We start from the raw sequence: 24,586 nt of genomic DNA on the forward strand, positions 1-24,586 counted from the left end.
CCACTGGGGGCCCGGTTCACCCCTTACCGATACGTCACACGCGCGCCGCCCCGGCCCGCTCGCTACGGTGCGTGCCGCCCACGGAAGCGCCGGCGCTCACCGTCGGTCTCCTGGGACGGCTCGTCCGCGAGCCGCACGACGGGATCGTCGGGCCCGGCCCGGCCGGCGACGACCGGCCGCGTGGCCCGCTCGGCCTTCGCCCGGTACTGGGCGGCGTCGGCGAGCCGGAAGAGCCGCCGAGCCGAGCGCACAGGCCCGATCGGATCCTCGGTGGACGCGACTCCGCAGGCGACACCGTCGCCGAGCTCCAACTCGGCGGCCCGGCGACACAGTTCACCGGCCGCCTTCACGACCTCGTCGGCGGACGGCCCGACCGCGAGCAGACAGAACTCGTCCCCGCCGAGCCGCGCCGCCAGGGCCCCGGGCAGCATGGCCCCGCACAGCGACAGCACCGAGCCGAAACGCTCGAGGAGCCGGTCACCCGCGGCGTGCCCGTGGGTGTCGTTGACTCGCTTGAGCCCGTTCAGATCGCAGACGACGAGGCTGACGACGGCTGCGTCCCTGCGGTGCCGCTCGATCGCCTGCTCCAGGCGGACGTCCACGGCACGGCGGTTGGCCAGTCCCGTCAGCGCGTCGGTGAACGCGAGACGCCGGGCCTCCTCCAGCCGCTCGGTCTGGGCGATACCAGCGGCGACGACGGCGGCCAGGACGGTGGCGAAGTCGGCGTCGGCCCGCTCGAAGACGGGCTCCCCGACCCGCCGGGCGACGTACAGCTCCCCCCAGGCACGGCCGTGCAGCACGATGGGCGCGACCACGCAGCAGCCGCGGCCACGGCGGCGCAGGGCGGCGACGCGCTGATGGCAGTATCCCGGGCGCCGCCCGGCGGCGGGCCCCTCGGCGGTCTCGACCCAGGCGTCCGGTTCCCCGCCACCGGCCCACTGCTCGTGCAGGAACTCGGTGATCTCCGCGAACTGGTGGACCGGATAGGACTCGTCCTCCGGGAACTCCTCTTCCCCGTCGGCCAGCTCACCGACGTTCACGAGGACCTTCAGCCGCCCGAGCTCCCGCTCCCACACCGACAGCGCGGCAAAGCTCCCGCCCAGCGCCCGGCACGCCCCGACAGCCGCCGCACGCCATGCCTCACGCAACCCGTGCGCGGCCGCCATCCCCTGAGCCAACGCGACGACAGCCACGAGCCGTCTGTCCTCACCCATCACCCCAGGCTAGGCAGTTTCCAGCCATTTGGTTCTGTTGACGGGGCGAACGGGGAGGACTGGACGCCCCTGAGCCGGCCCAGCTGCGGGCAGTCGTGCGGCTGAGGGCGATGGGGGTCCCCCCGCAACGATCCGGCCGTCGCGGCCGCCGGGCCGCGCACCCACCCCGCCCCAGCACAACCGCCGAGCACGGGACAACCACCCTCAGCTCACTCCCCCGGCCACTCCGGCCTCCGCTTCTCGTTGAACGCAGCGACCCCCTCCGCCCGATCCCCCGAAAACGCCACAGCCCGCCAGGCCGCGTCCTCCACCTCGAGCCCGGCCCGCAGATCCAGCCCCTGCCCCAACCGCAACGCCCGCTTCGCCGCCCGCAACCCCACAGGCGAATTCCCGGCGATCCGAGCAGCCAGCTCCAACGCCGACTCCCGGTCCCGCCCCTCCTCCACCACCTGATCGACCAGCCCCAACTCCCCCGCCTCGACAGCTTCCACCCGCCGCGCCGAGAAGATCAGCTCAGCCGCCCGCGCCGCGCCCACCCGGCGCGGCAGCAGCTGCGTACCCCCACCACCGGGGATCACCCCCACCGACACCTCCGGCAACCCCACCACCGCCGTCCGGTCCGCGACGATCACGTCACAGGCCAGCGCCAGCTCGAACCCGCCCCCCAGCGCGAACCCGTGCACCGCCGCCACCGTCGGCACCGGCAACTCCAGCACCCCGGTGTACGCCCCCCGCGCCACCGGCCGCTGCCGCACCAGCTCCGCATCGCTGAACGAGTTCCGCTCCTTCAGATCGGCCCCGACACAGAACGCCCGGTCATGTGTCGAGGTCAGCACGACCACCCGTACGTCCCGGTCCTCCCCCAGCGCCGTACACGCCCCGGCGATGGACCGCGCCATCTCCGTCGACACCGCGTTCATGGCCTTGGGCCGGTCGAGGACGAGCTCCGCGACATGCCCCTGCTCATGCCGCCGCACCAGCACGAACTCCCCGAACCGTTCCTCACTCATGACACCCTCCGGTTAACGCGGGTTAACAACATCGCCGCTCCGATCATCGCAGCCCCGCCCCACCCGCGAAAGAGCGGACGCGTCCGGTTCCCGCACCACCATCCCGCCCACCCGTTCGGGTGACACCACCCCAACTCCGGTCCGATCGCCCATGGGAGCGCATAGCGTGCATCCGCCACGGCGCACTGGGGGCGCGTGCGTACCGGGGAGGGACCATGACGACGACGAACACGCCGCCGACGCCGCAGCGGGACACCGGAACACCGGCACCCCGCCGGCCGGATCCGGCCACACCCTACGAACCAGGCGCTTCCCACGAATCGGCCCCGGCCGAAACCGGCCCCCTCTCCCCACACACCCGAGGCCGCCACCGCAAACCCCGCCCCCGCAAGGCCCTGCTCGCCGCCGGCGGTCTCGCCCTGGCGGCCGGCGTCCTGAGCCTCGTACGCCTGACCTCAGGCCCCGGCACCGACAGCGTCGGCACCGTCGAGGCCGAGCCTCACCCGGACCCGGTCACGACCGGCACGGAGGAGGCCACGAACCCCGGCGCCACCGCCCCCGCCACCCCCGAGGCGAGCCCCTCATCACCCACCGCCCTGGGCGGCCTGACCCCGTCGCCGGGCACCCGCGGCCCGACCGCCGCCTCGCCCGCCCCGGCCGTGCACACGTCCACGTCCGCCGACACCCGAGGGGCACATACGGCCGCGACTCCCCGGCTCACGACCGCCGCCGACACGGCACGGCCCCCGGCTGCGACGGCCACGGGCAACGGCAAGGCCCCGCGCCCGGCCCAGACCCCGCCCTCACCGCCGAGCCGGACCGTGCCCGCCCCGGCACCCGACCCCGAGAAGCCGAAGAAACCGCAGGACCCGGGCCTGTGCGTGCCGGTCATCGCCCTGTGCGTGGACCCGCCGGGCTGAGAGCCCCGGTCGGTCCCGGACCGGCCCGGTCCGCCCCGTCAGCCGCCGCCCCGCCGCGTGAGCAGCCACGGCTCCACGACGCCCAGCCCACGCACCGGCCGCTGCCACATCGGCTGCAACGCGAACCGGTACGTCGGCGGCTCCTCGCCCTCCTTCTCCGCCGCCGCGGCCTCCTCCGCCGCCTCCGCCTCCGAGGACGGGGCGTCCTGGGTGCGGATCAGCTCCTCGGCGAAAGCGGTGTCGACGAGCACGGCGTCCTTCGGAGCTATCGACGTGAGCCGGGAGGCCAGGTTCACGGTCGTACCGAAGACATCACCCATACGGGTGGTCACCGTGCCGAACGCCATGCCGACGCGCAGCTCCGGCATGGTCTCGTCGTGCGCCATGGTCTCGATCAGCCGCAGGGCGATCTCGGCGGCCGTGCCCGCGTCGTCGGCGGCGTACAGCACCTCGTCGCCGAGGGTCTTGATCAGCCGGCCGCCGTTCGCGGCGACCAGGTCGGCGGCGGTGGTCTCGAAGGCCTCGACCAGTTCGCCGAGCTCCTCCTCCTCCATCCGGCGGGTCAGCCGCGTGAACCCGACCAGATCGGCGAAACCGACCGCGAGCCGCCGGTCCACCATCTCCTCGTCGTCCGCGGCCTGCACGACCCGTCCGGCCGAGGCGGCGAGCTGCCGCCGCCAGACGTAGACCAGGAACTCCTCCAGCTCGGGCAGGAGCAGCTCGACGATCGGGTACGTCACCTCGGTGCGCGTCATGCCCGGCTCGGGCGGCTCGGTCAGCCCCTCCAGGAAGGAGTCGATCTGCCACTCGGCGAGCCGCGCGGTGGTCTGCCCGGTGGACCGGGCCACCTGTACGGCCATCGCCTCGCTCAGCAGCCCCGCCTCGACGAGACCGGCGAGGCGCCGCAGTGCGAGGACATCCGCCTCGGTGAGCGCCTTGGCCTGCCCGATGTCCGCGAAGCCCATCGCCCGCCAGAAGCGGGAGGCCAGTTCCATGGAGACGCCGGCGCTGCGGGCCGCCTGAAACGGGGTGTACCGGCGCTCGGCCCCCAGAATGAGCCCTTCGAGGCGCAGGGCGAGCGGGTCCTCGCCGGGGTCGGCGCCCTGCGCGTCCGTGCCGGAATCCGGGTCTTCGACGGTCACGCGTGCTGCCCTTCCGATCTGTCACGGTCATGTATCGACCGGCCTCAACTCTACGGCAGGTGTGCGCCAGCTCACTCCGTCAGGTGGAGCCGGGGGGTGATCGCCGGACGGGCTGATGATGCCGACCGGCGTCGCGAAGACCGGGCTGCCGTGATCCGCGGGCATGCGTGCCGCCTGGGGCGGCACGGGTGGGCGATGGGGGTCCCCCCTGCTCGAGCGAAGCCGAGAGCTTGGGGGAGGCACCCCGCTCCGCCGGGCTGCGCAAGGCCCCTGCCTCAGCCTCACACGGGCCGCAGGTGCACGATGTCCCCGGCGCCGACAGGCTCCTGCACCCCCTCCCCCGTTGCCAGCACCAACCGCCCGTCCCCGTCCACCGCAACCGCTTCCCCCACCACGGCCCGGTCCCCCGGCAACTCCGCCCGCACTTCCCTCCCGAGCGTCGCGCACCCCGCCGCATATGCCTCCTGCAACCCGCAGACACCCGCATCACCCCCCGCCGCACGCCACTTCCCGTACCACTCCTCCAGCGCCCGCAGCACTCCCCGCAACAACGGATCCCGATCCGTGCTCACGGCCCCGGCCAGCCCCAGCGACCCCGCCGTGGGCACCGGCAGCTCGTCCTCCTTCAGCGTGACGTTGATGCCGACGCCGATGACGACCCCGCCGTCACCCGCCCGCTCGGCCAGAATCCCCCCGGCCTTGCGCTCCTCGCCCCGCACGGTGACCAGCAGGTCGTTCGGCCACTTCAGCGCCGTGTCGACACCCGCCGCCCGCGACAGCCCCGTCGCCACCGCGACACCCGTGAGCAGCGGCAGCCACCCCCACCGCGCCACCGGCACCTCGCTCGGCGTGAGAAGTACGGAGAAGAACAGGCCGGAGCGGGGAGGCGCCGTCCACTGCCGGTCGAGACGGCCACGCCCGGCCGTCTGCTCCTCGGCGACGAGCACCGCGCCCTCGGCGGCCCTGCCCTCGGCGGCCCGGGCCACCAGGTCGGAGTTCGTGGAGCCGGTGCGCTGCACCACGTCCACCTCGGACCACAGCCCGCCCTCACGCACCAGACCCCTGCGCAGGGCGGTGATGTTGAGGGGCGGACGGTCCAGGTCCGACCAACGGCTACCGTTCGGCTCTGATGCATCTCGCGGCGTCATGCAAGCCACCCTAGGTGTGGTAAACGCCGCACTGCCGAAGCGGAAGCACCCCACTACGCTACGGATGAGTAACCGTCCCCCCTTTTGAGCAGGCAGGGAGCCGCATCCCGATGTCCGAGCCGGAAGAGCAGCAGCCTGATATTCACACGACCGCGGGCAAGCTCGCGGATCTGCAACGCCGCATCGAGGAAGCGACGCACGCCGGCTCCGCACGCGCGGTCGAGAAGCAGCATGCCAAGGGCAAGCTGACGGCCCGTGAGCGGATCGAGCTCCTGCTCGACGAGGGTTCCTTCGTCGAACTCGACGAGTTCGCCCGGCACCGTTCCACCAACTTCGGCCTCGACAAGAACCGGCCGTACGGGGACGGGGTCGTCACCGGTTACGGCACCGTCGACGGCCGTCCCGTCGCCGTGTTCTCGCAGGACTTCACCGTCTTCGGCGGGGCCCTCGGCGAGGTCTACGGGCAGAAGATCGTCAAGGTCATGGACTTCGCCCTGAAGACCGGCTGCCCGGTCATCGGCATCAACGACTCCGGCGGCGCCCGGATCCAGGAGGGCGTCGCCTCCCTCGGCGCCTACGGCGAGATCTTCCGCCGCAACACCCACGCGTCGGGTGTCATCCCGCAGATCAGCCTGGTCGTCGGCCCGTGTGCGGGCGGGGCCGTCTACTCCCCCGCCATCACCGACTTCACTGTCATGGTCGACCAGACCTCGCACATGTTCATCACCGGGCCCGACGTCATCAAGACCGTCACCGGCGAGGACGTCGGCTTCGAGGAGCTGGGCGGAGCGAGGACGCACAACTCGACGTCCGGAGTCGCCCACCACATGGCGGGCGACGAGAAGGACGCCATCGAGTACGTCAAGCAGCTGCTGTCGTACCTGCCGTCCAACAACCTCTCCGAGCCGCCGGCCTTCCCCGAGGAGGCCGACCTCGAGGTCACCGACGAGGACCGCGAGCTGGACGCGATCGTCCCGGACAGCGCGAACCAGCCGTACGACATGCACGCGGTGATCGAGCACGTCCTGGACGACGCCGAGTTCTTCGAGACGCAGCCGCTGTACGCGCCGAACATCGTCACCGGCTTCGGGCGGGTCGAGGGCCGCCCGGTGGGCATCGTCGCCAACCAGCCGATGCAGTTCGCCGGGTGCCTGGACATCACGGCCAGCGAGAAGGCGGCCCGCTTCGTGCGGACCTGCGACGCCTTCAACGTCCCGGTCATCACCTTCGTCGACGTCCCCGGCTTCCTGCCCGGCGTCGACCAGGAGCACGACGGCATCATCCGGCGCGGCGCCAAGCTGATCTACGCCTACGCCGAGGCGACCGTCCCGCTCATCACCGTCATCACCCGCAAGGCCTTCGGCGGCGCCTACGACGTCATGGGCTCCAAGCACCTGGGCGCCGACCTCAACCTCGCCTGGCCCACGGCCCAGATCGCCGTCATGGGCGCCCAGGGCGCGGTCAACATCCTGCACCGCCGCACCCTCGCCGAGGCCGAGGAGGGCGGTGAGGACCTGGAGGCGGTCCGCGCCCGGCTGATCCAGGAGTACGAGGACGCCCTCCTCAACCCCTACGTCGCGGCCGAGCGCGGCTACATCGACGCGGTGATCATGCCGTCCGACACCCGTCGGCACGTCGTGCGGGGCTTGCGTCAACTGCGTACGAAGCGGGAATCCCTGCCTCCGAAGAAGCACGGCAACATCCCCCTCTAGCACCGGCGAACCCAGGAGGCCCACATGACGATCAAGGTCGTACGGGGCAACCCGACCCCGGAGGAGCTGGCCGCCGCACTGGCGGTGGTCAGGGCCCGCGCCGCGGCGGCAGCCGCAACGCCGCCCGGCGCGCCGGCCACCCGCGACTCCTGGTCCGACCCGTCCCGCATCGCGGCCCACCGCCTGCCCCAGCCGGGGCCGGCGGCATGGGGCCGCACGTACTGGCCGGGCTGACCCGTAGGGGTGGGGGCCGGGACAAGTTGAGTACTCGTACTCAGGCGTCGCCCCCACCCCCCGTCCGACCATGGAAGGCATGCTGTGGTCCGACCCCGAGAACGAACCGCCGAAAGAACTGCGGGACACGCAGGACATGCTTCGGCGGCTGGGCGTTCTCATGGCGTTGGCCATGGTGCTCGCGATGATCGTGATCGGCGTGAGGTGAGACGCGACAGGTGACGCCGATACGCTGAACGCATGACAGATCAGCCGCGCCGCCGACTCGTCCTCGCCTCCCAGTCCCCCGCCCGGCTCGGACTGCTCCGCCAGGCCGGTCTCGCCCCCGAGGTGATCGTGAGCGGCGTCGACGAGGACGCCGTCACCGCCCCCACCCCCGCCGAGCTGGCGCTCGCCCTCGCCGAGGCGAAGGCCTCCGTCGTGGCGGCCCGGCCCGAGGCCAAGGGCGCGATCGTGATCGGCTGCGACTCGGTGCTCGACCTGGACGGCCAGGCCCTCGGCAAGCCCGAGGACGCCGAGGAGGCCACCGCCCGCTGGAAGGCGATGCGCGGACGCGCCGGAACCCTCCAGACCGGCCACTGCGTCTATGACACGCTCTCCGGCCGCTACGCCTCCGCCACCGCGTCCACCGTCGTCCACTTCGGCGAGCCCACCGACGAGGAGATCGCCGCCTACGTCGCCTCCGGCGAGCCCCTCTACGTCGCCGGGGCGTTCACGCTGGACGGCCGCTCGGCCCCGTTCATCGACGGCATCGACGGCGACCACGGCAACGTGATCGGCATCAGCCTGCCCCTCGTACGCCGGCTGCTCGCCGAACTGGGCGTCGGCATCACGGAATTGTGGGCGCCGGCGGAGAAGTGACCGGGGCCCCGCCGCCGCCCGCCGCGTCCTGGGGCGCGGCGTCGGCGGGCTCGGCCGGACGGTCGTACGTCATCAGCAGCAGCACGATCAGGCCGAGCACCAGCATCATGAACAGGAACGCGGGCCAGCCGACGAGTCCCCAGGTGAAGGCGCCGAGCAGCCCGTGCACGACCGCCGCGCTGATCAGCAGCACCCGACCGAAGCCCGCCGCGGGCCGGTCCCGCAGCGCCACCAGCAGGGCGACCAGGCCGCACAGCGCGAAGTAGAGGCCGAAGGCGATCCCGCCGGCCTTCGACGACACGGACATCATGTGCGGGTCGAGCCCGGCCAGGGACATGTCCTGCCGGTCGACGACGACACCGAGGAACCAGTTCAGCGCGGCGATGCCGAGCGCCTCGCCGAGCAGCACCACCGCCACGAACCACGCCACCGGCCTGCGCACCACCGGGCCCACCCTCTTCCTCCGACGTCCCTCCGAGACATCGCGAACGCTACTGACCGGTAAACCCAGGGACAAGGGTCCGGCAGCGGGCAAAGAATCATTGGGCCATTCGTAGGGACTCCACAAAGAAACCGAGTGGCCCGCAGCACGTGATGACAGAGACCTTGACCACAGGGGAGGGCTAGGGTTTCCCCGGAGGAGTACTGCGTACCACGGCGCGACAAGGGATTTCGCGGGTCGAGCGAGCCTGGCATCACGCTCCGTGTGGGCAAGCTCACCACTGGGGACGGGTCGAAGTGCCGTGTCGGCAGTCCCTAAACTCGGCTTGTTTCAAGGAGGGAGCCTCATCGTGCGCAAGGTGCTCATCGCCAACCGTGGCGAAATCGCTGTCCGCGTGGCCCGGGCCTGCCGGGATGCCGGCATCAAGAGCGTGGCCGTCTACGCCGACCCGGACCGGGACGCTCTGCATGTCCGCGCCGCGGATGAGGCGTTCGCCCTGGGCGGTGACACGCCGGGCACCAGCTACCTCGACATCGAGAAGGTGCTGAAAGCCGCGCGCGAGTCGGGCGCGGACGCGATCCACCCCGGCTACGGCTTCCTCTCCGAGAACGCGGACTTCGCGCAGGCGGTCCTGGACGCGGGCCTGATCTGGATCGGCCCGCCCCCGCAGGCCATCCGCGACCTCGGCGACAAGGTCGCCGCCCGGCACATCGCGCAGCGCGCGGGCGCCCCGCTGGTGGCGGGCACGCCCGACCCGGTGTCGGGTGCGGAGGAGGTCGTCGCCTTCGCCGAGCAGCACGGTCTGCCGATCGCCATCAAGGCGGCGTTCGGTGGCGGTGGCCGCGGTCTGAAGGTCGCGCGGACGCTGGAAGAGGTCCCGGAGCTGTACGACTCGGCGGTCCGCGAGGCCGTCGCCGCCTTCGGTCGCGGCGAGTGCTTCGTCGAGCGCTACCTCGACAAGCCGCGGCACGTGGAGACCCAGTGCCTGGCCGACCAGCACGGCAACGTGGTCGTGGTCTCCACGCGAGACTGCTCCCTCCAGCGCCGGCACCAGAAGCTGGTCGAGGAGGCCCCCGCCCCCTTCCTGTCCGACGCGCAGGTGGAGGAGCTGTACTCGGCCTCCAAGGCGATCCTGAAGGAGGCCGGTTACGTCGGCGCGGGCACCGTGGAGTTCCTCGTCGGCCTCGACGGCACGATCTCCTTCCTGGAGGTCAACACCCGCCTCCAGGTGGAGCACCCGGTCACCGAGGAGGTCGCCGGCATCGACCTCGTCCGCGAGATGTTCCGCATCGCCGACGGCGAGGAGCTCGGCTACGACGACCCGGCGCTGCGGGGGCACTCCTTCGAGTTCCGCATCAACGGCGAGGACCCGGGCCGCAACTTCCTGCCGGCCCCCGGCACGGTCACGACGTTCGCCCCGCCGTCCGGTCCGGGCGTGCGGCTGGACGCGGGCGTGGAGTCCGGTTCGGTCATCGGCCCGGCGTGGGACTCCCTGCTGGCCAAGCTGATCGTCACCGGCCGCACACGCAAGGAGGCACTGGAGCGGGCCGCCCGTGCCCTGGAGGAGTTCCAGGTCGAGGGCATGGCGACGGCGATCCCGTTCCACCGTGCGGTGGTGAAGGACCCGGCGTTCGCGCCCGAGCTCACCGGCTCGTCCGACCCGTTCACGGTCCACACCCGCTGGATCGAGACGGAGTTCGTCAACGAGATCAAGCCCTTCGTGGCGGCTGCGGACGCCCTGGAGGCGGACGAGGAGCCGGGGCGCGAGACGGTGGTCGTCGAGGTCGGTGGCAAGCGTCTGGAGGTCTCCCTCCCGACGTCCCTGGGCATGTCCCTCGCCCGCACGGGCCTCGCGGCCGGGGCCAAGCCCAAGCGCCGCGCGGCGAAGAAGTCGGGCCCGGCCGCCTCCGGCGACACCCTCGCCTCCCCGATGCAGGGCACGATCGTCAAGGTCGCGGTGGAGGAGGGCCAGGAGGTCAAGGAGGGCGATCTGATCGTCGTCCTGGAAGCCATGAAGATGGAACAGCCCCTCAACGCCCACAAGTCCGGCACGATCAAGGGCCTCAGCGCGGAAATCGGCGCCTCGGTCACGTCGGGCGCGGCGATCTGCGAGATCAAGGACTGACCGGACAGGACTGACAAGACCTACGGCGCGGCCCCGAGTCGGGGCCGCGCCGGGGGTGTCTCCGTCTCCGCTCAGCTGCGGGCAGTCGTGGCCGCCCTGGCTGCGGGCGATCGTGCCGCTAAAGGGCGGCACGGGTGGGCGCAGCGGCACCCCGCAGCCGGGGTGCGCAACGCCCCGGCCTCAGCAGCCGGCTGCCCCCTCCACGCCGGGCTGCGGACCACACCGCCCCGGCAACAACGCCGAGCACCTGGCAACCAGCAGCGACTCAGCCCACCCGTCGGCTCAACGCCGCCGCAGATCCGCAACCCTGGCCCGCTCCGCCCCAGGACTCTGATCCCCGAGCATCGTGGCCGACCGCAACCCACTCCCCGCTCCCGGCGCCTGCCTCCGAGGCCCGGGCAACGGCACATCCCGACGCTGCTGACGCGCCGGGACGGCGTCACCCCCGGGGCCTCCCGCCCCCGCCGAACCCCCCGGCGCCCCCGCGACAGCGATCTGCACTCCCTGGTCGGCAAGCGCCTGAAGCTCCGTCGCCGCACGGTCGTCGTGGGCGGGCGGCTCGTCCGTCACAAGGCGAGTGATGAGATCCGTCGGCACGGTCTGGAACATCGTGTCCGTCCCGAGCTTGGTGTGGTCGGCGAGGACCACGACCTCCCCGGCCGCCTGCACCAGCGCCCGGTCGACCGACGCCGACAGCATGTTGGACGTGGACAGCCCGCGCTCCGCGGTCAGACCGCTCCCGGACAGGAACGCCCGCGACACCCGCAGCCCGTGCAGGGACTGCTCGGCACCGCTGCCGACCAGGGCGTAGTTCGAGCCGCGGAGTGTACCGCCGGTCATCACGACCTCGACCCGGTTGGCATGGGCCAGCGCTTGTGCGACCAGCAGTGAGTTGGTGACGACGGTCAGCCCGGGCACCCGGGCGAGCCGGCGGGCCAGCTCCTGGGTCGTCGTACCCGCCCCGACCACGATCGCCTCGCCCTCCTCCACGAAACTCGCGGCGAGGTCGGCGATGGCGGTCTTCTCGGCGGTCGCGAGATGAGACTTCTGCGGAAAGCCGGACTCCCGCGTGAAACCGCCCGGCAGTACCGCACCGCCGTGCCGGCGGTCGAGGAGTCCTTCTGCCTCCAGCGCGCGCACGTCCCGCCGTACGGTCACTTCGGAGGTCTGGACGACGCGGGCGAGCTCACGGAGCGACACGGCCCCGTTCGCTCGCACCATTTCGAGGATCAATTGGCGACGTTCTGCAGCGAACACGAAACTGACAGTAACGCCAGCGACCGTCTGCTTTCAGCAGTTTGCGCTGAATAGCAGAAGATGTTCGCACGGAACAGCGGGAAGTGGTATAGGGCCTAGTCCCGCCGCCTATGCCGTACGAATGGGCGAACACTCCCCGTGACCAGCGAGGAGCCGGGTTCGGCCTCAGCTCTCGCCGGTCTCCTTGCGGGTGTGCAACTGCCGTGCCACCTCCGCGATCGAGCCCGACAGCGAGGGATAGACGGTGAAGGCGTTCGCGATCTGTTCGACGGTCAGATTGTTGTCGACCGCGATCGAGATGGGGTGGATCAGTTCCGAGGCACGCGGCGCCACGACCACACCGCCCACCACGATCCCGGTCCCCGGCCGGCAGAAGATCTTGACGAAGCCGTCGCGGATGCCCTGCATCTTCGCGCGCGGGTTGCGCAGCAACGGCAGCTTCACGACCCGGGCGTCGATCTTCCCGCCGTCGACATCGGCCTGGGTGTAGCCGACGGTGGCGATCTCCGGGTCGGTGAAGACGTTCGACGAGACGGTCTTCAGGTTCAGCGGGGCCACGGCATCGCCCAGGAAGTGGTACATGGCGATACGTCCCTGCATGGCGGCCACGGAGGCGAGGGCGAACACGCCCGTGACGTCACCGGCCGCGTACACGCCCGGAGCAGTCGTACGCGACACCTTGTCGGTCCAGATGTGACCGGACTCGCGCAGCCTGACCCCGGCGTCCTCCAGCCCCATGCCCGCGCTGTTGGGCACGGCACCGACGGCCATGAGGCAGTGCGAGCCGGTGATGACCCGCCCGTCGGAGAGGGTCACCTCGACCCGGTCCCCGACCCGCTTGGCGGACTGCGCCCGGGAACGCCCCATGACGTTCATGCCACGCCGCCGGAAGACGTCCTCCAGCACGACGGCCGCGTCCGGGTCCTCACCCGGCAGCACGCGGTCGCGCGAGGACACGAGCGTCACCCTCGACCCGAGCGCCTGGTAGGCACCGGCGAACTCGGCACCGGTCACACCCGACCCGACCACGATCAGCTCCTCGGGGAGCTCGTCGAGGTCGTACACCTGGGTCCAGTTCAGGATCCGCTCACCGTCGGGCAGGGCGTCGGGCAACTCCCGAGGGTGCCCACCGGTGGCGATGAGCACCGCGTCAGCCGTGAGGGTCTCCTCACTCCCGTCGGCGGCGCGCACCACGACCTTCCGCGACCCGTCGAGCGCCTGCATGCCCTCCAGCCGCCCGCGCCCGCGCAGGACACGCGCCCCGGCACGCGTCACGGAGGCCGTGATGTCGTGCGACTGGGCGAGCGCGAGCCGCTTCACACGCCGGTTGACCTTCCCCAGGTCGACCCCCACCACCCGGGCGCTCTGCTCCAGAGGCGGGGTGTCGTCCGCGACGATGATCCCCAGCTCCTCGTACGAGGAATCGAAGGTGGTCATCACCTCGGCCGTGGCGATCAGGGTCTTCGACGGCACGCAGTCGGTGAGCACCGACGCCCCGCCCAGACCGTCGCAATCGACGACGGTCACCTCCGCACCGAGTTGCGCGGCCACCAGGGCCGCTTCGTATCCGCCGGGTCCGCCACCGATGATCACGATCCGAGTCACGTACTCCATTGTCCCGCACGCCTCCACGTGGCACCGCCCCGGGGCCCGCCCGATGCGGCTCCGTTACGCGAGTGACCGCGGGGCACCTGCCGTACCCTCTCCCCATGTCGCTCTACGCCGCGTACGCCGGCAACCTCGACGCGCGGCTGATGTCCCGCCGCGCCCCGCACTCGCCGCTGCGCGCCACCGGCTGGCTGAACGGGTGGCGACTGGCCTTCGGCGGTGAGCACATGGGCTGGGAGGGCGCCCTGCCGACGATCGTCGAGGACCCCGTATCCCAGGTCTTCGTCGCGCTGTACGACATCGCCCCCATGGACGAGGAGTCGCTCGACCGCTGGGAGGGCGTGGGGCTCGACATCTACCGCCGTACACGCGTGCGGGTCCACACCCTGGAGGGCGACGAACAGGCGTGGGCGTTCACCCTCAACGCCTACGAGGGCGGCCTGCCCTCAGCCCGCTACCTGGGTGAGATCGCCGACGCGGCCGAGTCGGCCGGCGCCCCGCACGACTATGTGATGGAACTGCGCAAGCGCCCCTGCTGAGCCCTGTTTCGTCGGAAACGACAAGACAACGATCACGCCCCCGTGAGCTCCGCCATCTACGCGCGTAGGCAATCACCGGCTACCCTCGTCGGCGTGAACGCATCTCTTCTTCCGGACGACATCCAGGGCGCCTCCCCAGCAGATCCGAGGGCCGCCGCCGACGCCGCCGCGGCCCGCCTGCGCGAACTCACGGGCGCCGAGACCCACGACGTCGCCCTCGTGATGGGCTCCGGCTGGGCCCCGGCCGTGGACGCCCTCGGCGCTCCCGAGGCCGAGCTCCAGGTCACCGAGCTGCCCGGCTTCCCGCCGCCGGCGGTCGAGGGCCACGGAGGCAAGATCCGCTCGTACCGGATCGGCAACAAGCGCGCCCTTGTCTTCCTCGGCCGTACGCACTACTACGAGGGCCGCGGCGTGGCCGCCGTCGCCCACGGCGTCCGCACCGCCGTGTCGTCCGGCTGCAAGACGATCGTCCTCACCAACGGCTGCGGCGGCCTGCGCGAGGGCATGCGCCCCGGTCAGCCGGTCCTGATCAGCGACCACATCAACCTCACGGCGACGTCCCCGATCATCGGCGCCAACTTCGTCGACCTCACCGACCTCTACTCCCCGCGCCTGCGGGCCCTGTGCAAGGAGGTCGACCCCACCCTGGAGGAGGGCGTCTACGCCCAGTTCCCCGGCCCGCACTACGAGACTCCGGCCGAGATCCGCATGGCCCGGGTCATCGGTGCGGACCTGGTGGGCATGTCGACGGTCCTGGAGGCGATCGCCGCGCGTGAGGCGGGCGCGGAGGTCCTGGGCATCTCCCTGGTGACGAACCTGGCGGCGGGTATGACCGGGGAGCCCCTCAACCACGAAGAGGTCCTCCAGGCCGGCCGCGACTCCGCGACGAGGATGGGCTCACTTCTCGCGCAGGTCCTGGGACGCCTGTAAGCGACCCGGCGCCGCTGCTGGGCCGGGTGGGTCCGCAACCCGGCGGAACGGGGTGCCTCCCCCGAGCGGCAGGGCGGCCCGCAACTAGGGCGGCCACGACGGGCCCGCACCCGCCGACGGCGAGAAGGGGACGTGTCGGGGGGGTGTACGCCCGCAGCGGTTGGCGCGTCAGCGGACAGTCAGTCGGCACTCGACCCCATCGCGCCGTTCCAAGGACGGACACCCCCCGGCGCGGCCCCGACCCACCACCGCGAAGGCGCTGCGCGCACCCCACCGCACCCGAGCGGGCCGCCGCAGGCATCCCCCGGAACCACCCACAACCGAGAGGCTGACACAGACCGTGCACGACGAACTCATCGCACAGGCCCAGGCGTGGCTCACCGAGGACCCCGACCCGGAAACCCGCACCGAGCTCGCCCGCCTCATCGACGCCCAGGACCACACGGAACTCGCCGCCCGCTTCAGCGGCACCCTCCAGTTCGGCACCGCCGGCCTCCGCGGCGAACTCGGCGCCGGCCCCATGCGCATGAACAGCTCGGTCGTCATCCGCGCGGCCGCCGGCCTCGCCGCGTACCTCAAGAAGCAGGGTCACTCCCAGCGGGACGGGGGCGCCGGCCTCGTCGTCATCGGCTACGACGCCCGCCACAAGTCGCGCGACTTCGCCCGCGACACCGCCGCCGTCATGACCGGCGCCGGCCTCCGCGCGGCCGTCCTCCCCCGCCCGCTCCCCACCCCCGTCCTCGCCTTCGCGATCAGGCACCTCGGCGCGGTCGCCGGGGTGGAGGTCACCGCCAGCCACAACCCGCCCCGCGACAACGGCTACAAGGTGTACCTCGGCGACGGCTCCCAGATCGTCCCCCCGGCGGACGTCGACATCGCGGCAGAGATCGCCGCCGTCCCGTCCCTCACCACCGTCCGCCGCCCCACCGAAGGCTGGGACACGCTCGACGACAGCGTCCTCGACGCCTACCTCGCCCGCACCGACGCCGTACTCGCCAAGGATTCCCCCCGCACCGCCCGCACGGTGTACACGGCGATGCACGGCGTAGGCAAGGACGTCCTCCTCGCCGCCTTCGCCCGCGCCGGCTTCCCGGAACCGGCCCTCGTCACGGAGCAGGCCGACCCCGACCCGGACTTCCCGACCGTCGCGTTCCCCAACCCGGAGGAGCCCGGCGCGATGGACCTGGCGTTCGCGAAAGCCCGCGCGATGACACCCGCCCCCGACCTGATCCTCGCCAACGACCCGGACGCGGACCGCTGCGCCGCCGCCGTGCAGGACGGCGACGACTGGCGCATGCTCCGCGGCGACGAGGTCGGCGCGCTCCTCGCCGCCCATCTGGTCCGCCGCGGAGCGACCGGCACCTTCGCGGAGTCGATCGTCTCGTCCTCCCTCCTCGGCCGCATCGCGGAGAAGGCGGGCCTCCCCCACGTCGAGACCCTCACCGGCTTCAAGTGGATCGCCCGCGCCGAGGGCCTGCGCTACGGCTACGAGGAGGCCCTCGGCTACTGCGTCGACCCGGACGGCGTACGCGACAAGGACGGCATCACGGCCGCGCTGTTGATCACGGAACTGGCTTCGCAGCTCAAGGAGGAGGGCCGCACCCTCCTCGACCTCCTCGACGACCTGGCCGTGGAACACGGCCTGCACGCCACGGACCAGCTCTCGGTCCGCGTCGAGGACCTCTCCCTCATCACGGCCGCGATGCGCCGCCTGCGCGAACAGCCCCCGACCGAACTCGCCGGCCTGCCGATCACCCGCACCGACGACCTCACCCAGGGCACGGACACCCTCCCGCCCACCGACGGTCTGCGCTACACCCTCGACGGCGCCCGGGTGATCGTCCGCCCGAGCGGCACGGAGCCGAAGCTGAAGTGCTACCTGGAGGTCGTGGTCCCGGTCGCGACCCACGCCGACCTCCCCGCGGCCCGCGCACAGGCGACGGACCTACTGGCGTCGATCAAGCGCGACCTGTCGACGGCGGCGGGCATCTGACCGCACGCGCGGTTCTCACAGCCGCTCCCCGGCACGGGGATCAAGTCGGCCCCGGCGAAGCCGGGCAGCCCGGCCCGGGGCCGACTCCGACAAGGCCGCGCGCCCCGGCCCGGGACCGACCCCACCAAGGCCCCGCACCCCAGCCCGGGACCGACCCAGACAAAGCCGAGCGCCCCGCCCCGGGGCCAACCCCACCAAGGCCCCGCACCCCGACCCGGGACCGACCCAGACAAAGCCGCGCACCCCGCCCGGGGCCGGCGCCCTCAGCCCAGCACCAGCAGAACCAACACCAACAGCGCCCCCGCGACCGCCGGCCCCACCACCTCGTAGGCCCACCGCACGGTCACCTCCCCCTGCGCCGTCTCCGCCCGCTGCCGCGCCTCGTGCAGCCCCCGCAGCTCATCCATGATCCGGTCGGTCTCCGCCCGCACGGGCCCGTCCGACACCGGATCTCCCCCGAGGCCCTGCCCCAGCCCCGCACGCATCCCGAGCGCGCTGCCGCGCCCCTCGTCCCGCCCCATCTCCCGCCGCGCCTGGGCCGTCGCCCGCATCTCACGCCGCGCGGCCTTCTTGCGGGCGCGCAGCGAGACGGGCACGGCCCACAGCTGGTACTTCGCGCCGGACTCGGTGCGGACCTCGTTCGAGTAGGCGGACTTCAGCGAGGAGATCTGTCCCCAGGGCAGCACGATGACGCGGAACGGGTTGCGGATGCGCAGCCGGTCGTCACCCGCGTACACGGCGGGCCGCAGCGTGAAGGCGACGACCAGCGGCACGATCAGGATCAGCACGGCGAGCGCCATCCACGGCGTACGCCCGTCGCCCGAGACCACCGCGTCGACGCCGAGCCACCCGACGATGGCGAGCAGCAGCACGCCGCCGGCGATGGCCGGAACCGACCGGTACACCCGGTCCTTGGACTCGGGCTCCGGAGGCTGCGGCGCTGGTGACTGGGACTCGGGGCTCGTCATGCCTCGATTCTGCCGGACCGGACGTGGACCACCCCAACGAACCCCGACCCCACCCGAGCAAACTCAGGGGCTGTACAGCCGCTACGCGCGTAGATATGCTCGTCTGGTGACCATGCCCAGTTCTGCACTCACCGCAGCTCACCCCCTCAAGGACGTCGCCGCGTCCGACAGCGCGCTGCGCCGCTTCCTCCACGGGCTTCCCGGCGTCGACGCGGTCGGACTGGAGGCCCGTGCGGCCTCCCTCGGTACCCGTTCGATCAAGACGACCGCGAAGGCGTACGCCATCGACCTCGCCATCTCGATGGTCGACCTGACGACGCTGGAAGGCGCGGACACCCCGGGCAAGGTCCGGGCGCTCGGCGCGAAGGCGGTCCGACCCGACCCGACCGACCGTACGACGCCCAGCACGGCCGCGGTCTGCGTCTACCCCGACATGGTGGCCGTGGCCAAGGAGGCCGTCGCCGGCTCCGGCGTGAAGGTGGCCTCCGTCGCCACGGCGTTCCCGGCCGGCCGCGCCCCGCTCACGGTCAAGCTGGCCGACGTCCGCGAGGCCGTCGCCGCGGGCGCCGACGAGATCGACATGGTCATCGACCGCGGGGCGTTCCTCTCGGGCCGATACTTGAAGGTGTACGACGAGATCACCGCCGTGAAGGAGGCCTGCGGCACGTCCGCGCGCCTGAAGGTCATCTTCGAGACCGGCGAGCTGTCGACGTACGACAACATCCGCCGCGCGAGCTGGCTCGGGATGCTGGCGGGCGCGGACTTCATCAAGACGTCCACCGGAAAGGTCGCCGTCAACGCGACCCCGGCGAACACGCTCCTCATGCTGGAGGCGGTACGTGACTTCCGCGCACAGACCGGCATCCAGGTCGGCGTGAAGCCGGCCGGCGGCATCCGCACCTCCAAGGACGCCATCAAGTTCCTCGTCCTGGTCAACGAGACCGCCGGCGAGGACTGGCTGGACAACCACTGGTTCCGCTTCGGCGCCTCCTCGCTGCTGAACGACCTGCTGATGCAGCGCCAGAAGCTGGCCACCGGCCGCTACTCCGGCCCCGACTACGTGACGGTGGACTGAGACCCCATGAACAGGGAAAACGTGTCATCGGTATTCGAATACGCCCCGGCCCCCGAGTCGCGCTCGATCGTCGACATCGCGCCCTCGTACGGCCTGTTCATCGACGGCGAGTTCGTGGAGGCGGCCGACGGCAAGGTCTTCAAGACGGTCTCGCCGAGCACCGAGGAGGTGCTCTCCGAGGTAGCCCAGGCCGGCGAGGCGGACGTCGACCGCGCGGTGCAGGCCGCCCGCAAGGCCTTCGAGAAGTGGTCGGCGCTGCCCGGCTCGGAGCGCGCCAAGTACCTGTTCCGCATCGCGCGGATCATCCAGGAACGCTCCCGCGAGCTCGCCGTCCTCGAAACCCTCGACAACGGCAAGCCGATCAAGGAGACCCGCGACGCGGACCTCCCCCTGGTCGCGGCGCACTTCTTCTACTACGCGGGCTGGGCCGACAAGCTCGACCACGCGGGCTTCGGCGCGAACCCGAGGCCGCTCGGCGTGGCCGGCCAGGTCATCCCCTGGAACTTCCCGCTGCTCATGCTGGCGTGGAAGATCGCCCCGGCGCTCGCGACCGGCAACACGGTCGTCCTGAAGCCGGCCGAGACCACCCCGCTCTCGGCGCTGTTCTTCGCGGACATCTGCCGCCAGGCGGGCCTGCCCAAGGGAGTCGTCAACATCCTCCCCGGCTACGGCGGCGCGGGCGCGGCGCTGGTGGCCCACCCGGACGTGAACAAGGTCGCCTTCACCGGCTCCACGGCCGTCGGCAAGGAGATCGCCCGCACGGTCGCCGGCACCCGCAAGAAGGTCACGCTCGAACTGGGCGGCAAGGGCGCCAACATCGTGTTCGACGACGCTCCGATCGACCAGGCCGTCGAGGGCATCGTCAACGGCATCTTCTTCAACCAGGGCCAGGTCTGCTGCGCCGGCAGCCGCCTCCTGGTCCAGGAGTCGATCCACGACGAGCTCCTCGACTCCCTCAAGCGCCGCCTGTCGACGCTCCGCCTCGGCGACCCGCTCGACAAGAACACGGACATCGGCGCGATCAACTCCGAGGAACAGCTCACGCGCATCACCTCCCTCGTGGAGCAGGGCGAGGCGGAAGGCGCCGAGCGCTGGTCACCGGCCTGCGAACTGCCGGAGAGCGGCTACTGGTTCGCCCCGACGCTCTTCACGAACGTCACCCAGGCACATACCGTCGCCCGCGACGAGATCTTCGGCCCGGTGCTGTCGGTCCTGACCTTCCGCACCCCGGACGAGGCGGTCGCCAAGGCCAACAACACGCCGTACGGCCTCTCCGCCGGCATCTGGACGGAGAAGGGCTCCCGCATCCTGGCGGTCGCGAACAAGCTGCGCGCGGGCGTCGTCTGGTCCAACACGTTCAACAAGTTCGACCCGACGTCGCCGTTCGGCGGCTACAAGGAGTCGGGCTTCGGCCGCGAGGGCGGCCGCCACGGCCTGGAGGCGTACCTCGATGTCTGAGCGACTCACCGTACTGAAGACCTACAAGCTGTACGTGGGCGGGAAGTTCCCGCGTTCCGAGAGCGGCCGGGTGTACGAGGTGACCGATTCGAAGGGCAAGTGGCTGGCGAACGCGCCCCTGTCCTCCCGCAAGGACGCCCGTGACGCGGTAGTGGCCGCCCGCAAGGCGTTCGGCGGCTGGTCCGGCGCGACGGCGTACAACCGCGGCCAGGTCCTCTACCGCGTCGCGGAGATGCTGGAGGGCCGCCGCGACCAGTTCACGCGTGAGGTGGCCGACGCCGAGGGTCTGTCGAAGTCCAAGGCGGCGGCGGTCGTGGACGCGACGATCGACCGCTGGGTCTGGTACGCGGGCTGGACCGACAAGATCGCCCAGGTGGTCGGCGGCGGCAACCCGGTCGCGGGCCCGTTCTTCAACCTGTCCTCCCCCGAACCGACGGGCGTGGTCGCGGTACTGGCACCCCAGGAGTCGTCCTTCCTCGGCCTGGTGTCGGTCGTCGCCCCGGTGATCGCGACCGGCAACACGGCGGTCGTGGTGGCGAGCGAGAAGTCCCCGCTCCCCGCCCTGTCCCTGGCCGAGGTCCTGGCCACCTCGGACGTCCCCGGCGGCGTGGTCAACGTCCTGTCGGGCCGTACGGCGGAGATCGCGACCCCGCTGGCCGCCCACCAGGACGTCAACGCGATCGACCTCGCGGGCGCCGACGAGGTCCTGGCGAAGGAACTGGAGATCGCCGCGGCCGACAACCTCAAGCGCGTCCTCCGTCCACAGCCTGTGGATTACGCGGAGACTCCCGGTATCGACCGCATGACGGCGTTCCTGGAGACAAAAACGGTCTGGCACCCGACAGGGTCACTGGGCGCGTCGGGTTCCTCGTACTAAGTGCCCCTCACAGCGGAAGCCCCGGTCCTCCTCCGTCCAGGAGGGCCGGGGCTTCTCTCGTGCGCGCACTGGAGAAGCCCCGTCAGATGCCGAGCCGCTGCGCGATGCCGTCGAGCACGCAGTCGACGCCGAACACGAACTCCCAGGCCCGGTCGTCCTTGCGGGACGCGTTGAGGAGGTACTGCTCGAAGGCCGGGTATCGGCCCGTGCTCATCAGGTAGCGCATCTGCGGGGCGAGCGCCTGACGCGTCTCGTCGCCGCTGGTCCATCCGTGGCGTTCCTGGTACTCCCGCAGGCCGATCTCGGTCTGGGCCGAGCCGTGCACGAAGGAGGTGACGGTCCGTAGGGCGGCCATGACCGAGTCGGCGTCCAGGCCGCAGGCGGCGAGCGCGGCCACCTGCCGGTCCGCCACGGCCATGCGCGACGGCGTCAGCATGATCACCGGGGTGGGCATGGCCGCCATCCACGGGTGGGCGAGCATGAGCTCCCGTGCCTGGAGGGCGTAGGAGCGCAGCACCTCCCGCCAGTCCGTCGTCCCGTCCGGCGCGGTCAACTCCCGGGACACCCGGTCGATCATGAGCGCCCAGAGGTCGTCCTTGCCGTCGACGTGCCGATAGGCCGCCATGGGGGCGACGCCGAGCTTCGCCGCGAGGCGGCGCATGGTGACGGCGGCACCGCCCTCCTCGTCGGCGATCTCGACCGCGGCGGCGGCGATCCGCTCCAGGGTCAGCGAGGCACGGGGCGCCGGGGCCGACCGCTCCATGCGCTCCCAGAGAGAAGGCGCCTCGGTCCCGCTCTCGTCGCCCTCCTGCTTCGCGACCGGCATGGCCCGGCTCCTCTCCCTCGACTGTCGTGTACAGCGTATCGCCAGTAGACGTCGTACACATCGATGTGTACGTTGTACGCACAGAGATACGCCGTACACCACCAGGGGGAGACCCATGCCCACGACCACCCCGCCCCTCCGCGTCGCCGTCCTCGTCGGCTCGACCCGTGAAGGACGTTTCGCGCCCGTCGTGACGAAGTGGCTGACCGGCCACCTCGACCAGCGCGACGACCTGCGCGCCGACGTCGTGGACCTCGCGGAGACACCGCTCCCGACGGTGTTCCCGGCGTTCGGTCAGCAGCCGCCGCCCGGCACCGAGGAGCGGCTGGCCCTCGTGTCACCGCGGCTCGCAGAGGCCGACGCCTTCGTCCTCGTCACGCCCGAGTACAACCACAGCTTCCCGGCGTCCCTGAAGAACGCGATCGACTGGCACAACGAGGAGTGGCACGGCAAGCCCGTCGGCTTCGTCTCGTACGGCGGCCTGTCCGGCGGTCTGCGCGCTGTGGAACAGTTGCGGGTCGTCATGGCCGAGCTGAACGCCATGACCATCCGCAACACCGTCAGCTTCCACGACGCGTGGAGCCGCTTCGACGCGGACGGCAACTGCGCCGACCCCGCCGCCGACACGGCCGCGAAGGCCCTGCTCGACCAGCTCGCCTGGTGGGGCCACGCCCTGCGGGACGCCAAGTCCGTCCGGGGCTACGTCGCATGACGGCCGAGGCCCGCCCCGAGCAGACCGCGGACTCGCCTGCGGACACAGCGCATCCGGCCCAGTCGGACGCCCCGCCCTCCCGGCTCGTCGTCCTCGGCCTGCTGCTCGGCATCGTCCTCGCCACGCTCGACGGGACCGTCGTCGGCACCGCACTGCCCACCATCGTCGGAGACCTGGGCGGCCTGGAGCACCTGTCCTGGGTGATCACGGCCTACCTGCTCACCACGGCCGTCACCACGCCCCTGTGGGGCAAACTCGGCGACCTGTACGGCCACAAGTACGGCTACCTCACCTCCATCACCGTGTTCCTCATCGGCTCCGTGCTGTGCGGAGTCGCCCAGGACATGGGCCAGTTGATCGCCTTCCGTGCCCTCCAGGGGATCGGCGCGGGCGGACTGTTCGTGGGTGCGCTCGCCCTCATCGGCACGCTGCTCACCCCGGCGGAGGCCGGGCGCGCCCAGTCACTGATCGGGATACTGCTGCCCGCCGCGATGATCGGCGGACCACTGGTCGGCGGCTTCCTCACCGACCAGCTCGACTGGCGCTGGGTGTTCTACGTCAACGTTCCGGTCGGCGCCGCGGCGCTCGCCCTCGTCGGCTTCGGCGTGCGACTGCGCGCCACCCGCGCCGAGCCGCGCATCGACCTCGCCGGCGCCGGACTGCTGACCGGCGCGATTCTCGCCCTGACGCTGCTGGGGAGCTGGGCGGGGACGACGTACGCCTGGTCGTCACCGCAGATCATCGGGCTCGCCGTGGTCTCCGCGGCCGCGCTGGCCGCCTTCGTGCGGGTCGAGCGGCGCGCCCCGGAACCGGTGATCCCACCCCGGCTGTTCCGCGACCGCAACTTCACCGTGGCGCAGATCCTCAGTTTCGTCACCGGCGCGGCCATGCTGGCGGCGGCGAGCTATCTGCCGCAGTACATGCAGTTCGTGCGGGACATGTCGTCCACCGAGAGCGGGCTGCTGCTGCTCCCGTTGATGCTGGGCATGATGGGCGCGCAGCTCGTCATCGGCCGCCGCGTCGGCGACGGCGGCCGCTACCGCGCCTACCCCATCGCGGGCGGCGCGCTGGCCGCGGCGGGGGCGACGGCCCTGCTGGCCCTCGGCACCACCACGTCGGCGCCGGTGGCCTCCGGCCTGACGCTGCTGCTCGGCGTGGGCATCGGCTGCCTGATGCAGCCGACGATGCTCATCACGATGAACAGCGCGGAACCGCGCGACATGGGCGCGGCCAGTGGCACCCAGACGCTGCTGCGCACCATCGGCGGTTCGCTCGGTGTCGCCGTCCTCGGCTCCGTCTACACGGGCCGGCTCACTGACGCCGTCACGGGCCGGCTCGGTGCCGACGGCGCGCGGCTGACCAACGGCGAGCTCACCCCCGAGCTGCTGCGGGACCTGCCGGAACCGGTCCGGCACGCCTTCCGGACGGGCGTGGTGGACGGGCTGCACGGAGTCGCGCTCGGCACGGCAGCGCTGTGCGCCGTGGCGTTCGCGGTGTCCTGGCTGGTCCGGGAGGTCCCGCTGCGGAGCCGGTGA

Annotated in this window: 23 protein-coding genes; 14 read left to right on the plus strand and 9 right to left on the minus strand. The window is 71.8% G+C overall.

The window, feature by feature from the left end:
• Nucleotides 1-62: 62 nt before the first annotated feature.
• Complete coding sequence (locus ACZ6TU_RS01740) at nt 63-1,214, minus strand: GGDEF domain-containing protein (RefSeq protein ID WP_469545906.1); 1,152 nt, start codon at nt 1,212-1,214, stop codon at nt 63-65.
• A 209-nt stretch (nt 1,215-1,423) separates the two neighbouring features.
• On the minus strand, nt 1,424-2,224 hold the full coding sequence (locus tag ACZ6TU_RS01745; RefSeq protein WP_469545909.1) for an enoyl-CoA hydratase/isomerase family protein: 801 nt from the start codon (nt 2,222-2,224) through the stop codon (nt 1,424-1,426).
• A 215-nt stretch (nt 2,225-2,439) separates the two neighbouring features.
• Between ACZ6TU_RS01745 and ACZ6TU_RS01750 the strand changes: the two genes are divergently transcribed.
• The gene (locus ACZ6TU_RS01750; RefSeq protein WP_469545911.1) at nt 2,440-3,144 is read left to right on the plus strand and encodes a hypothetical protein; all 705 of its coding nucleotides are present in this window, start codon (nt 2,440-2,442) and stop codon (nt 3,142-3,144) included.
• A gap of 38 nt (nt 3,145-3,182) precedes the next feature.
• Here the strand turns inward: ACZ6TU_RS01750 and ACZ6TU_RS01755 are convergent, their stop codons facing one another.
• Together ACZ6TU_RS01755 and ACZ6TU_RS01760 are read right to left on the minus strand one after the other, a co-directional pair.
• Complete coding sequence (locus ACZ6TU_RS01755; protein ID WP_467671672.1) at nt 3,183-4,286, minus strand: adenylate/guanylate cyclase domain-containing protein; 1,104 nt, start codon at nt 4,284-4,286, stop codon at nt 3,183-3,185.
• 281 nt (nt 4,287-4,567) lie between these two features.
• A complete protein-coding gene (locus tag ACZ6TU_RS01760; RefSeq protein ID WP_467671674.1) occupies nt 4,568-5,434 on the minus strand; it encodes a biotin--[acetyl-CoA-carboxylase] ligase in 867 nt (288 codons plus the stop codon).
• A 110-nt stretch (nt 5,435-5,544) separates the two neighbouring features.
• On the opposite strand from ACZ6TU_RS01760, the gene ACZ6TU_RS01765 reads away from it, so the two are divergent.
• The 4 genes from ACZ6TU_RS01765 (at nt 5,545) to ACZ6TU_RS01780 (ending at nt 8,241) form a co-directional block, all read left to right on the plus strand.
• Nucleotides 5,545-7,146, plus strand: coding sequence for an acyl-CoA carboxylase subunit beta (locus ACZ6TU_RS01765; protein ID WP_467671676.1), 1,602 nt, complete (start codon nt 5,545-5,547; stop codon nt 7,144-7,146).
• A gap of 24 nt (nt 7,147-7,170) precedes the next feature.
• Nucleotides 7,171-7,380, plus strand: a complete 210-nt coding sequence (locus ACZ6TU_RS01770) for an acyl-CoA carboxylase epsilon subunit (protein WP_031132777.1) — start codon at nt 7,171-7,173, stop codon at nt 7,378-7,380.
• Nucleotides 7,381-7,459: 79 nt separating this feature from the next.
• Nucleotides 7,460-7,588 (plus strand): morphogenic membrane protein MmpB, encoded by a 129-nt coding sequence (mmpB, locus tag ACZ6TU_RS01775; RefSeq protein ID WP_010045609.1) that lies wholly within the window; start codon nt 7,460-7,462, stop codon nt 7,586-7,588.
• A 32-nt stretch (nt 7,589-7,620) separates the two neighbouring features.
• Nucleotides 7,621-8,241, plus strand: coding sequence for a Maf family protein (locus tag ACZ6TU_RS01780; RefSeq protein ID WP_467671678.1), 621 nt, complete (start codon nt 7,621-7,623; stop codon nt 8,239-8,241).
• Here the strand turns inward: ACZ6TU_RS01780 and ACZ6TU_RS01785 are convergent.
• The gene (locus ACZ6TU_RS01785) at nt 8,210-8,686 is read right to left on the minus strand and encodes a hypothetical protein (protein ID WP_469545918.1); all 477 of its coding nucleotides are present in this window, start codon (nt 8,684-8,686) and stop codon (nt 8,210-8,212) included. The two genes, ACZ6TU_RS01780 and ACZ6TU_RS01785, sit on opposite strands and share 32 nt — an antisense overlap.
• 346 nt (nt 8,687-9,032) lie before the next feature.
• On the opposite strand from ACZ6TU_RS01785, the gene ACZ6TU_RS01790 reads away from it, so the two are divergent.
• Nucleotides 9,033-10,808, plus strand: coding sequence for an acetyl/propionyl/methylcrotonyl-CoA carboxylase subunit alpha (locus ACZ6TU_RS01790; protein ID WP_467671682.1), 1,776 nt, complete (start codon nt 9,033-9,035; stop codon nt 10,806-10,808).
• 282 nt (nt 10,809-11,090) lie between these two features.
• Here the strand turns inward: ACZ6TU_RS01790 and ACZ6TU_RS01795 are convergent, their stop codons facing one another.
• Nucleotides 11,091-12,065: a DeoR/GlpR family DNA-binding transcription regulator gene (locus tag ACZ6TU_RS01795; protein ID WP_467671684.1), complete on the minus strand. Its 975-nt coding sequence runs from the start codon at nt 12,063-12,065 to the stop codon at nt 11,091-11,093.
• Between the two features lie 165 nt (nt 12,066-12,230).
• Nucleotides 12,231-13,679 (minus strand): NAD(P)H-quinone dehydrogenase, encoded by a 1,449-nt coding sequence (locus ACZ6TU_RS01800; protein WP_467671686.1) that lies wholly within the window; start codon nt 13,677-13,679, stop codon nt 12,231-12,233.
• A gap of 95 nt (nt 13,680-13,774) precedes the next feature.
• Here ACZ6TU_RS01800 and ACZ6TU_RS01805 point away from each other — a divergent pair, with 95 nt between their 5' ends.
• From ACZ6TU_RS01805 to ACZ6TU_RS01815, 3 genes are all read left to right on the plus strand, one after another.
• Nucleotides 13,775-14,212 carry a gamma-glutamylcyclotransferase family protein gene (locus ACZ6TU_RS01805; protein ID WP_467671688.1) on the plus strand — a complete coding sequence of 146 codons (438 nt, stop codon included), beginning with the start codon at nt 13,775-13,777 and terminating at the stop codon, nt 14,210-14,212.
• Between the two features lie 93 nt (nt 14,213-14,305).
• A complete protein-coding gene (locus tag ACZ6TU_RS01810) occupies nt 14,306-15,142 on the plus strand; it encodes a purine-nucleoside phosphorylase (protein WP_467671690.1) in 837 nt (278 codons plus the stop codon).
• 340 nt (nt 15,143-15,482) lie between these two features.
• On the plus strand, nt 15,483-17,135 hold the full coding sequence (locus tag ACZ6TU_RS01815) for a phospho-sugar mutase (protein WP_467671692.1): 1,653 nt from the start codon (nt 15,483-15,485) through the stop codon (nt 17,133-17,135).
• 263 nt (nt 17,136-17,398) lie between these two features.
• Here ACZ6TU_RS01815 and ACZ6TU_RS01820 read toward each other — a convergent pair whose 3' ends face one another.
• Nucleotides 17,399-18,103 carry a PH domain-containing protein gene (locus ACZ6TU_RS01820; protein ID WP_467671694.1) on the minus strand — a complete coding sequence of 235 codons (705 nt, stop codon included), beginning with the start codon at nt 18,101-18,103 and terminating at the stop codon, nt 17,399-17,401.
• A gap of 112 nt (nt 18,104-18,215) precedes the next feature.
• On the opposite strand from ACZ6TU_RS01820, the gene deoC reads away from it, so the two are divergent.
• The 3 genes from deoC to ACZ6TU_RS01835 are packed head-to-tail and all read left to right on the plus strand — an operon-like array spanning nt 18,216 to nt 21,513.
• On the plus strand, nt 18,216-19,178 hold the full coding sequence (gene deoC, locus ACZ6TU_RS01825) for a deoxyribose-phosphate aldolase (protein WP_467671696.1): 963 nt from the start codon (nt 18,216-18,218) through the stop codon (nt 19,176-19,178).
• A gap of 21 nt (nt 19,179-19,199) precedes the next feature.
• On the plus strand, nt 19,200-20,636 hold the full coding sequence (locus ACZ6TU_RS01830; RefSeq protein ID WP_467671698.1) for an aldehyde dehydrogenase family protein: 1,437 nt from the start codon (nt 19,200-19,202) through the stop codon (nt 20,634-20,636).
• Entirely contained in the window at nt 20,629-21,513 is an 885-nt protein-coding gene (locus ACZ6TU_RS01835; RefSeq protein WP_467671700.1) for an aldehyde dehydrogenase family protein, read from the plus strand. The genes ACZ6TU_RS01830 and ACZ6TU_RS01835 overlap by 8 nt, the downstream gene beginning before the upstream one ends.
• Before the next feature lie 82 nt (nt 21,514-21,595).
• Here the strand turns inward: ACZ6TU_RS01835 and ACZ6TU_RS01840 are convergent, their stop codons facing one another.
• Nucleotides 21,596-22,339 (minus strand): TetR/AcrR family transcriptional regulator, encoded by a 744-nt coding sequence (locus ACZ6TU_RS01840; protein WP_467671701.1) that lies wholly within the window; start codon nt 22,337-22,339, stop codon nt 21,596-21,598.
• A gap of 115 nt (nt 22,340-22,454) precedes the next feature.
• On the opposite strand from ACZ6TU_RS01840, the gene ACZ6TU_RS01845 reads away from it, so the two are divergent.
• Both ACZ6TU_RS01845 and ACZ6TU_RS01850 read left to right on the plus strand, forming a co-directional pair.
• Complete coding sequence (locus ACZ6TU_RS01845) at nt 22,455-23,051, plus strand: NADPH-dependent FMN reductase (RefSeq protein ID WP_467671703.1); 597 nt, start codon at nt 22,455-22,457, stop codon at nt 23,049-23,051.
• Nucleotides 23,048-24,586 (plus strand): MDR family MFS transporter, encoded by a 1,539-nt coding sequence (locus tag ACZ6TU_RS01850; protein WP_467671705.1) that lies wholly within the window; start codon nt 23,048-23,050, stop codon nt 24,584-24,586. The genes ACZ6TU_RS01845 and ACZ6TU_RS01850 overlap by 4 nt, the downstream gene beginning before the upstream one ends.

The organism is Streptomyces sp. NPDC052064, assembly GCF_055585925.1.

Excerpts from the sequence above, each read along its gene's own strand:
- ACZ6TU_RS01740 (WP_469545906.1), bottom strand. The coding sequence starts at position 1,214 with ATGGGTGAGGACAGACGGCTCGTGGCTGTCGTCGCGTTGGCTCAGGGG.
- ACZ6TU_RS01745 (WP_469545909.1), bottom strand. The coding sequence starts at position 2,224 with ATGAGTGAGGAACGGTTCGGGGAGTTCGTGCTGGTGCGGCGGCATGAG.
- ACZ6TU_RS01750 (WP_469545911.1), top strand. The coding sequence starts at position 2,440 with ATGACGACGACGAACACGCCGCCGACGCCGCAGCGGGACACCGGAACA.
- ACZ6TU_RS01760 (WP_467671674.1), bottom strand. The coding sequence starts at position 5,434 with ATGACGCCGCGAGATGCATCAGAGCCGAACGGTAGCCGTTGGTCGGAC.
- ACZ6TU_RS01765 (WP_467671676.1), top strand. The coding sequence starts at position 5,545 with ATGTCCGAGCCGGAAGAGCAGCAGCCTGATATTCACACGACCGCGGGC.
- ACZ6TU_RS01770 (WP_031132777.1), top strand. The coding sequence starts at position 7,171 with ATGACGATCAAGGTCGTACGGGGCAACCCGACCCCGGAGGAGCTGGCC.
- mmpB (WP_010045609.1), top strand. The coding sequence starts at position 7,460 with ATGCTGTGGTCCGACCCCGAGAACGAACCGCCGAAAGAACTGCGGGAC.
- ACZ6TU_RS01780 (WP_467671678.1), top strand. The coding sequence starts at position 7,621 with ATGACAGATCAGCCGCGCCGCCGACTCGTCCTCGCCTCCCAGTCCCCC.
- ACZ6TU_RS01800 (WP_467671686.1), bottom strand. The coding sequence starts at position 13,679 with ATGGAGTACGTGACTCGGATCGTGATCATCGGTGGCGGACCCGGCGGA.
- ACZ6TU_RS01805 (WP_467671688.1), top strand. The coding sequence starts at position 13,775 with ATGTCGCTCTACGCCGCGTACGCCGGCAACCTCGACGCGCGGCTGATG.
- ACZ6TU_RS01820 (WP_467671694.1), bottom strand. The coding sequence starts at position 18,103 with ATGACGAGCCCCGAGTCCCAGTCACCAGCGCCGCAGCCTCCGGAGCCC.
- deoC (WP_467671696.1), top strand. The coding sequence starts at position 18,216 with ATGCCCAGTTCTGCACTCACCGCAGCTCACCCCCTCAAGGACGTCGCC.
- ACZ6TU_RS01835 (WP_467671700.1), top strand. The coding sequence starts at position 20,629 with ATGTCTGAGCGACTCACCGTACTGAAGACCTACAAGCTGTACGTGGGC.
- ACZ6TU_RS01840 (WP_467671701.1), bottom strand. The coding sequence starts at position 22,339 with ATGCCGGTCGCGAAGCAGGAGGGCGACGAGAGCGGGACCGAGGCGCCT.
- ACZ6TU_RS01845 (WP_467671703.1), top strand. The coding sequence starts at position 22,455 with ATGCCCACGACCACCCCGCCCCTCCGCGTCGCCGTCCTCGTCGGCTCG.
- ACZ6TU_RS01850 (WP_467671705.1), top strand. The coding sequence starts at position 23,048 with ATGACGGCCGAGGCCCGCCCCGAGCAGACCGCGGACTCGCCTGCGGAC.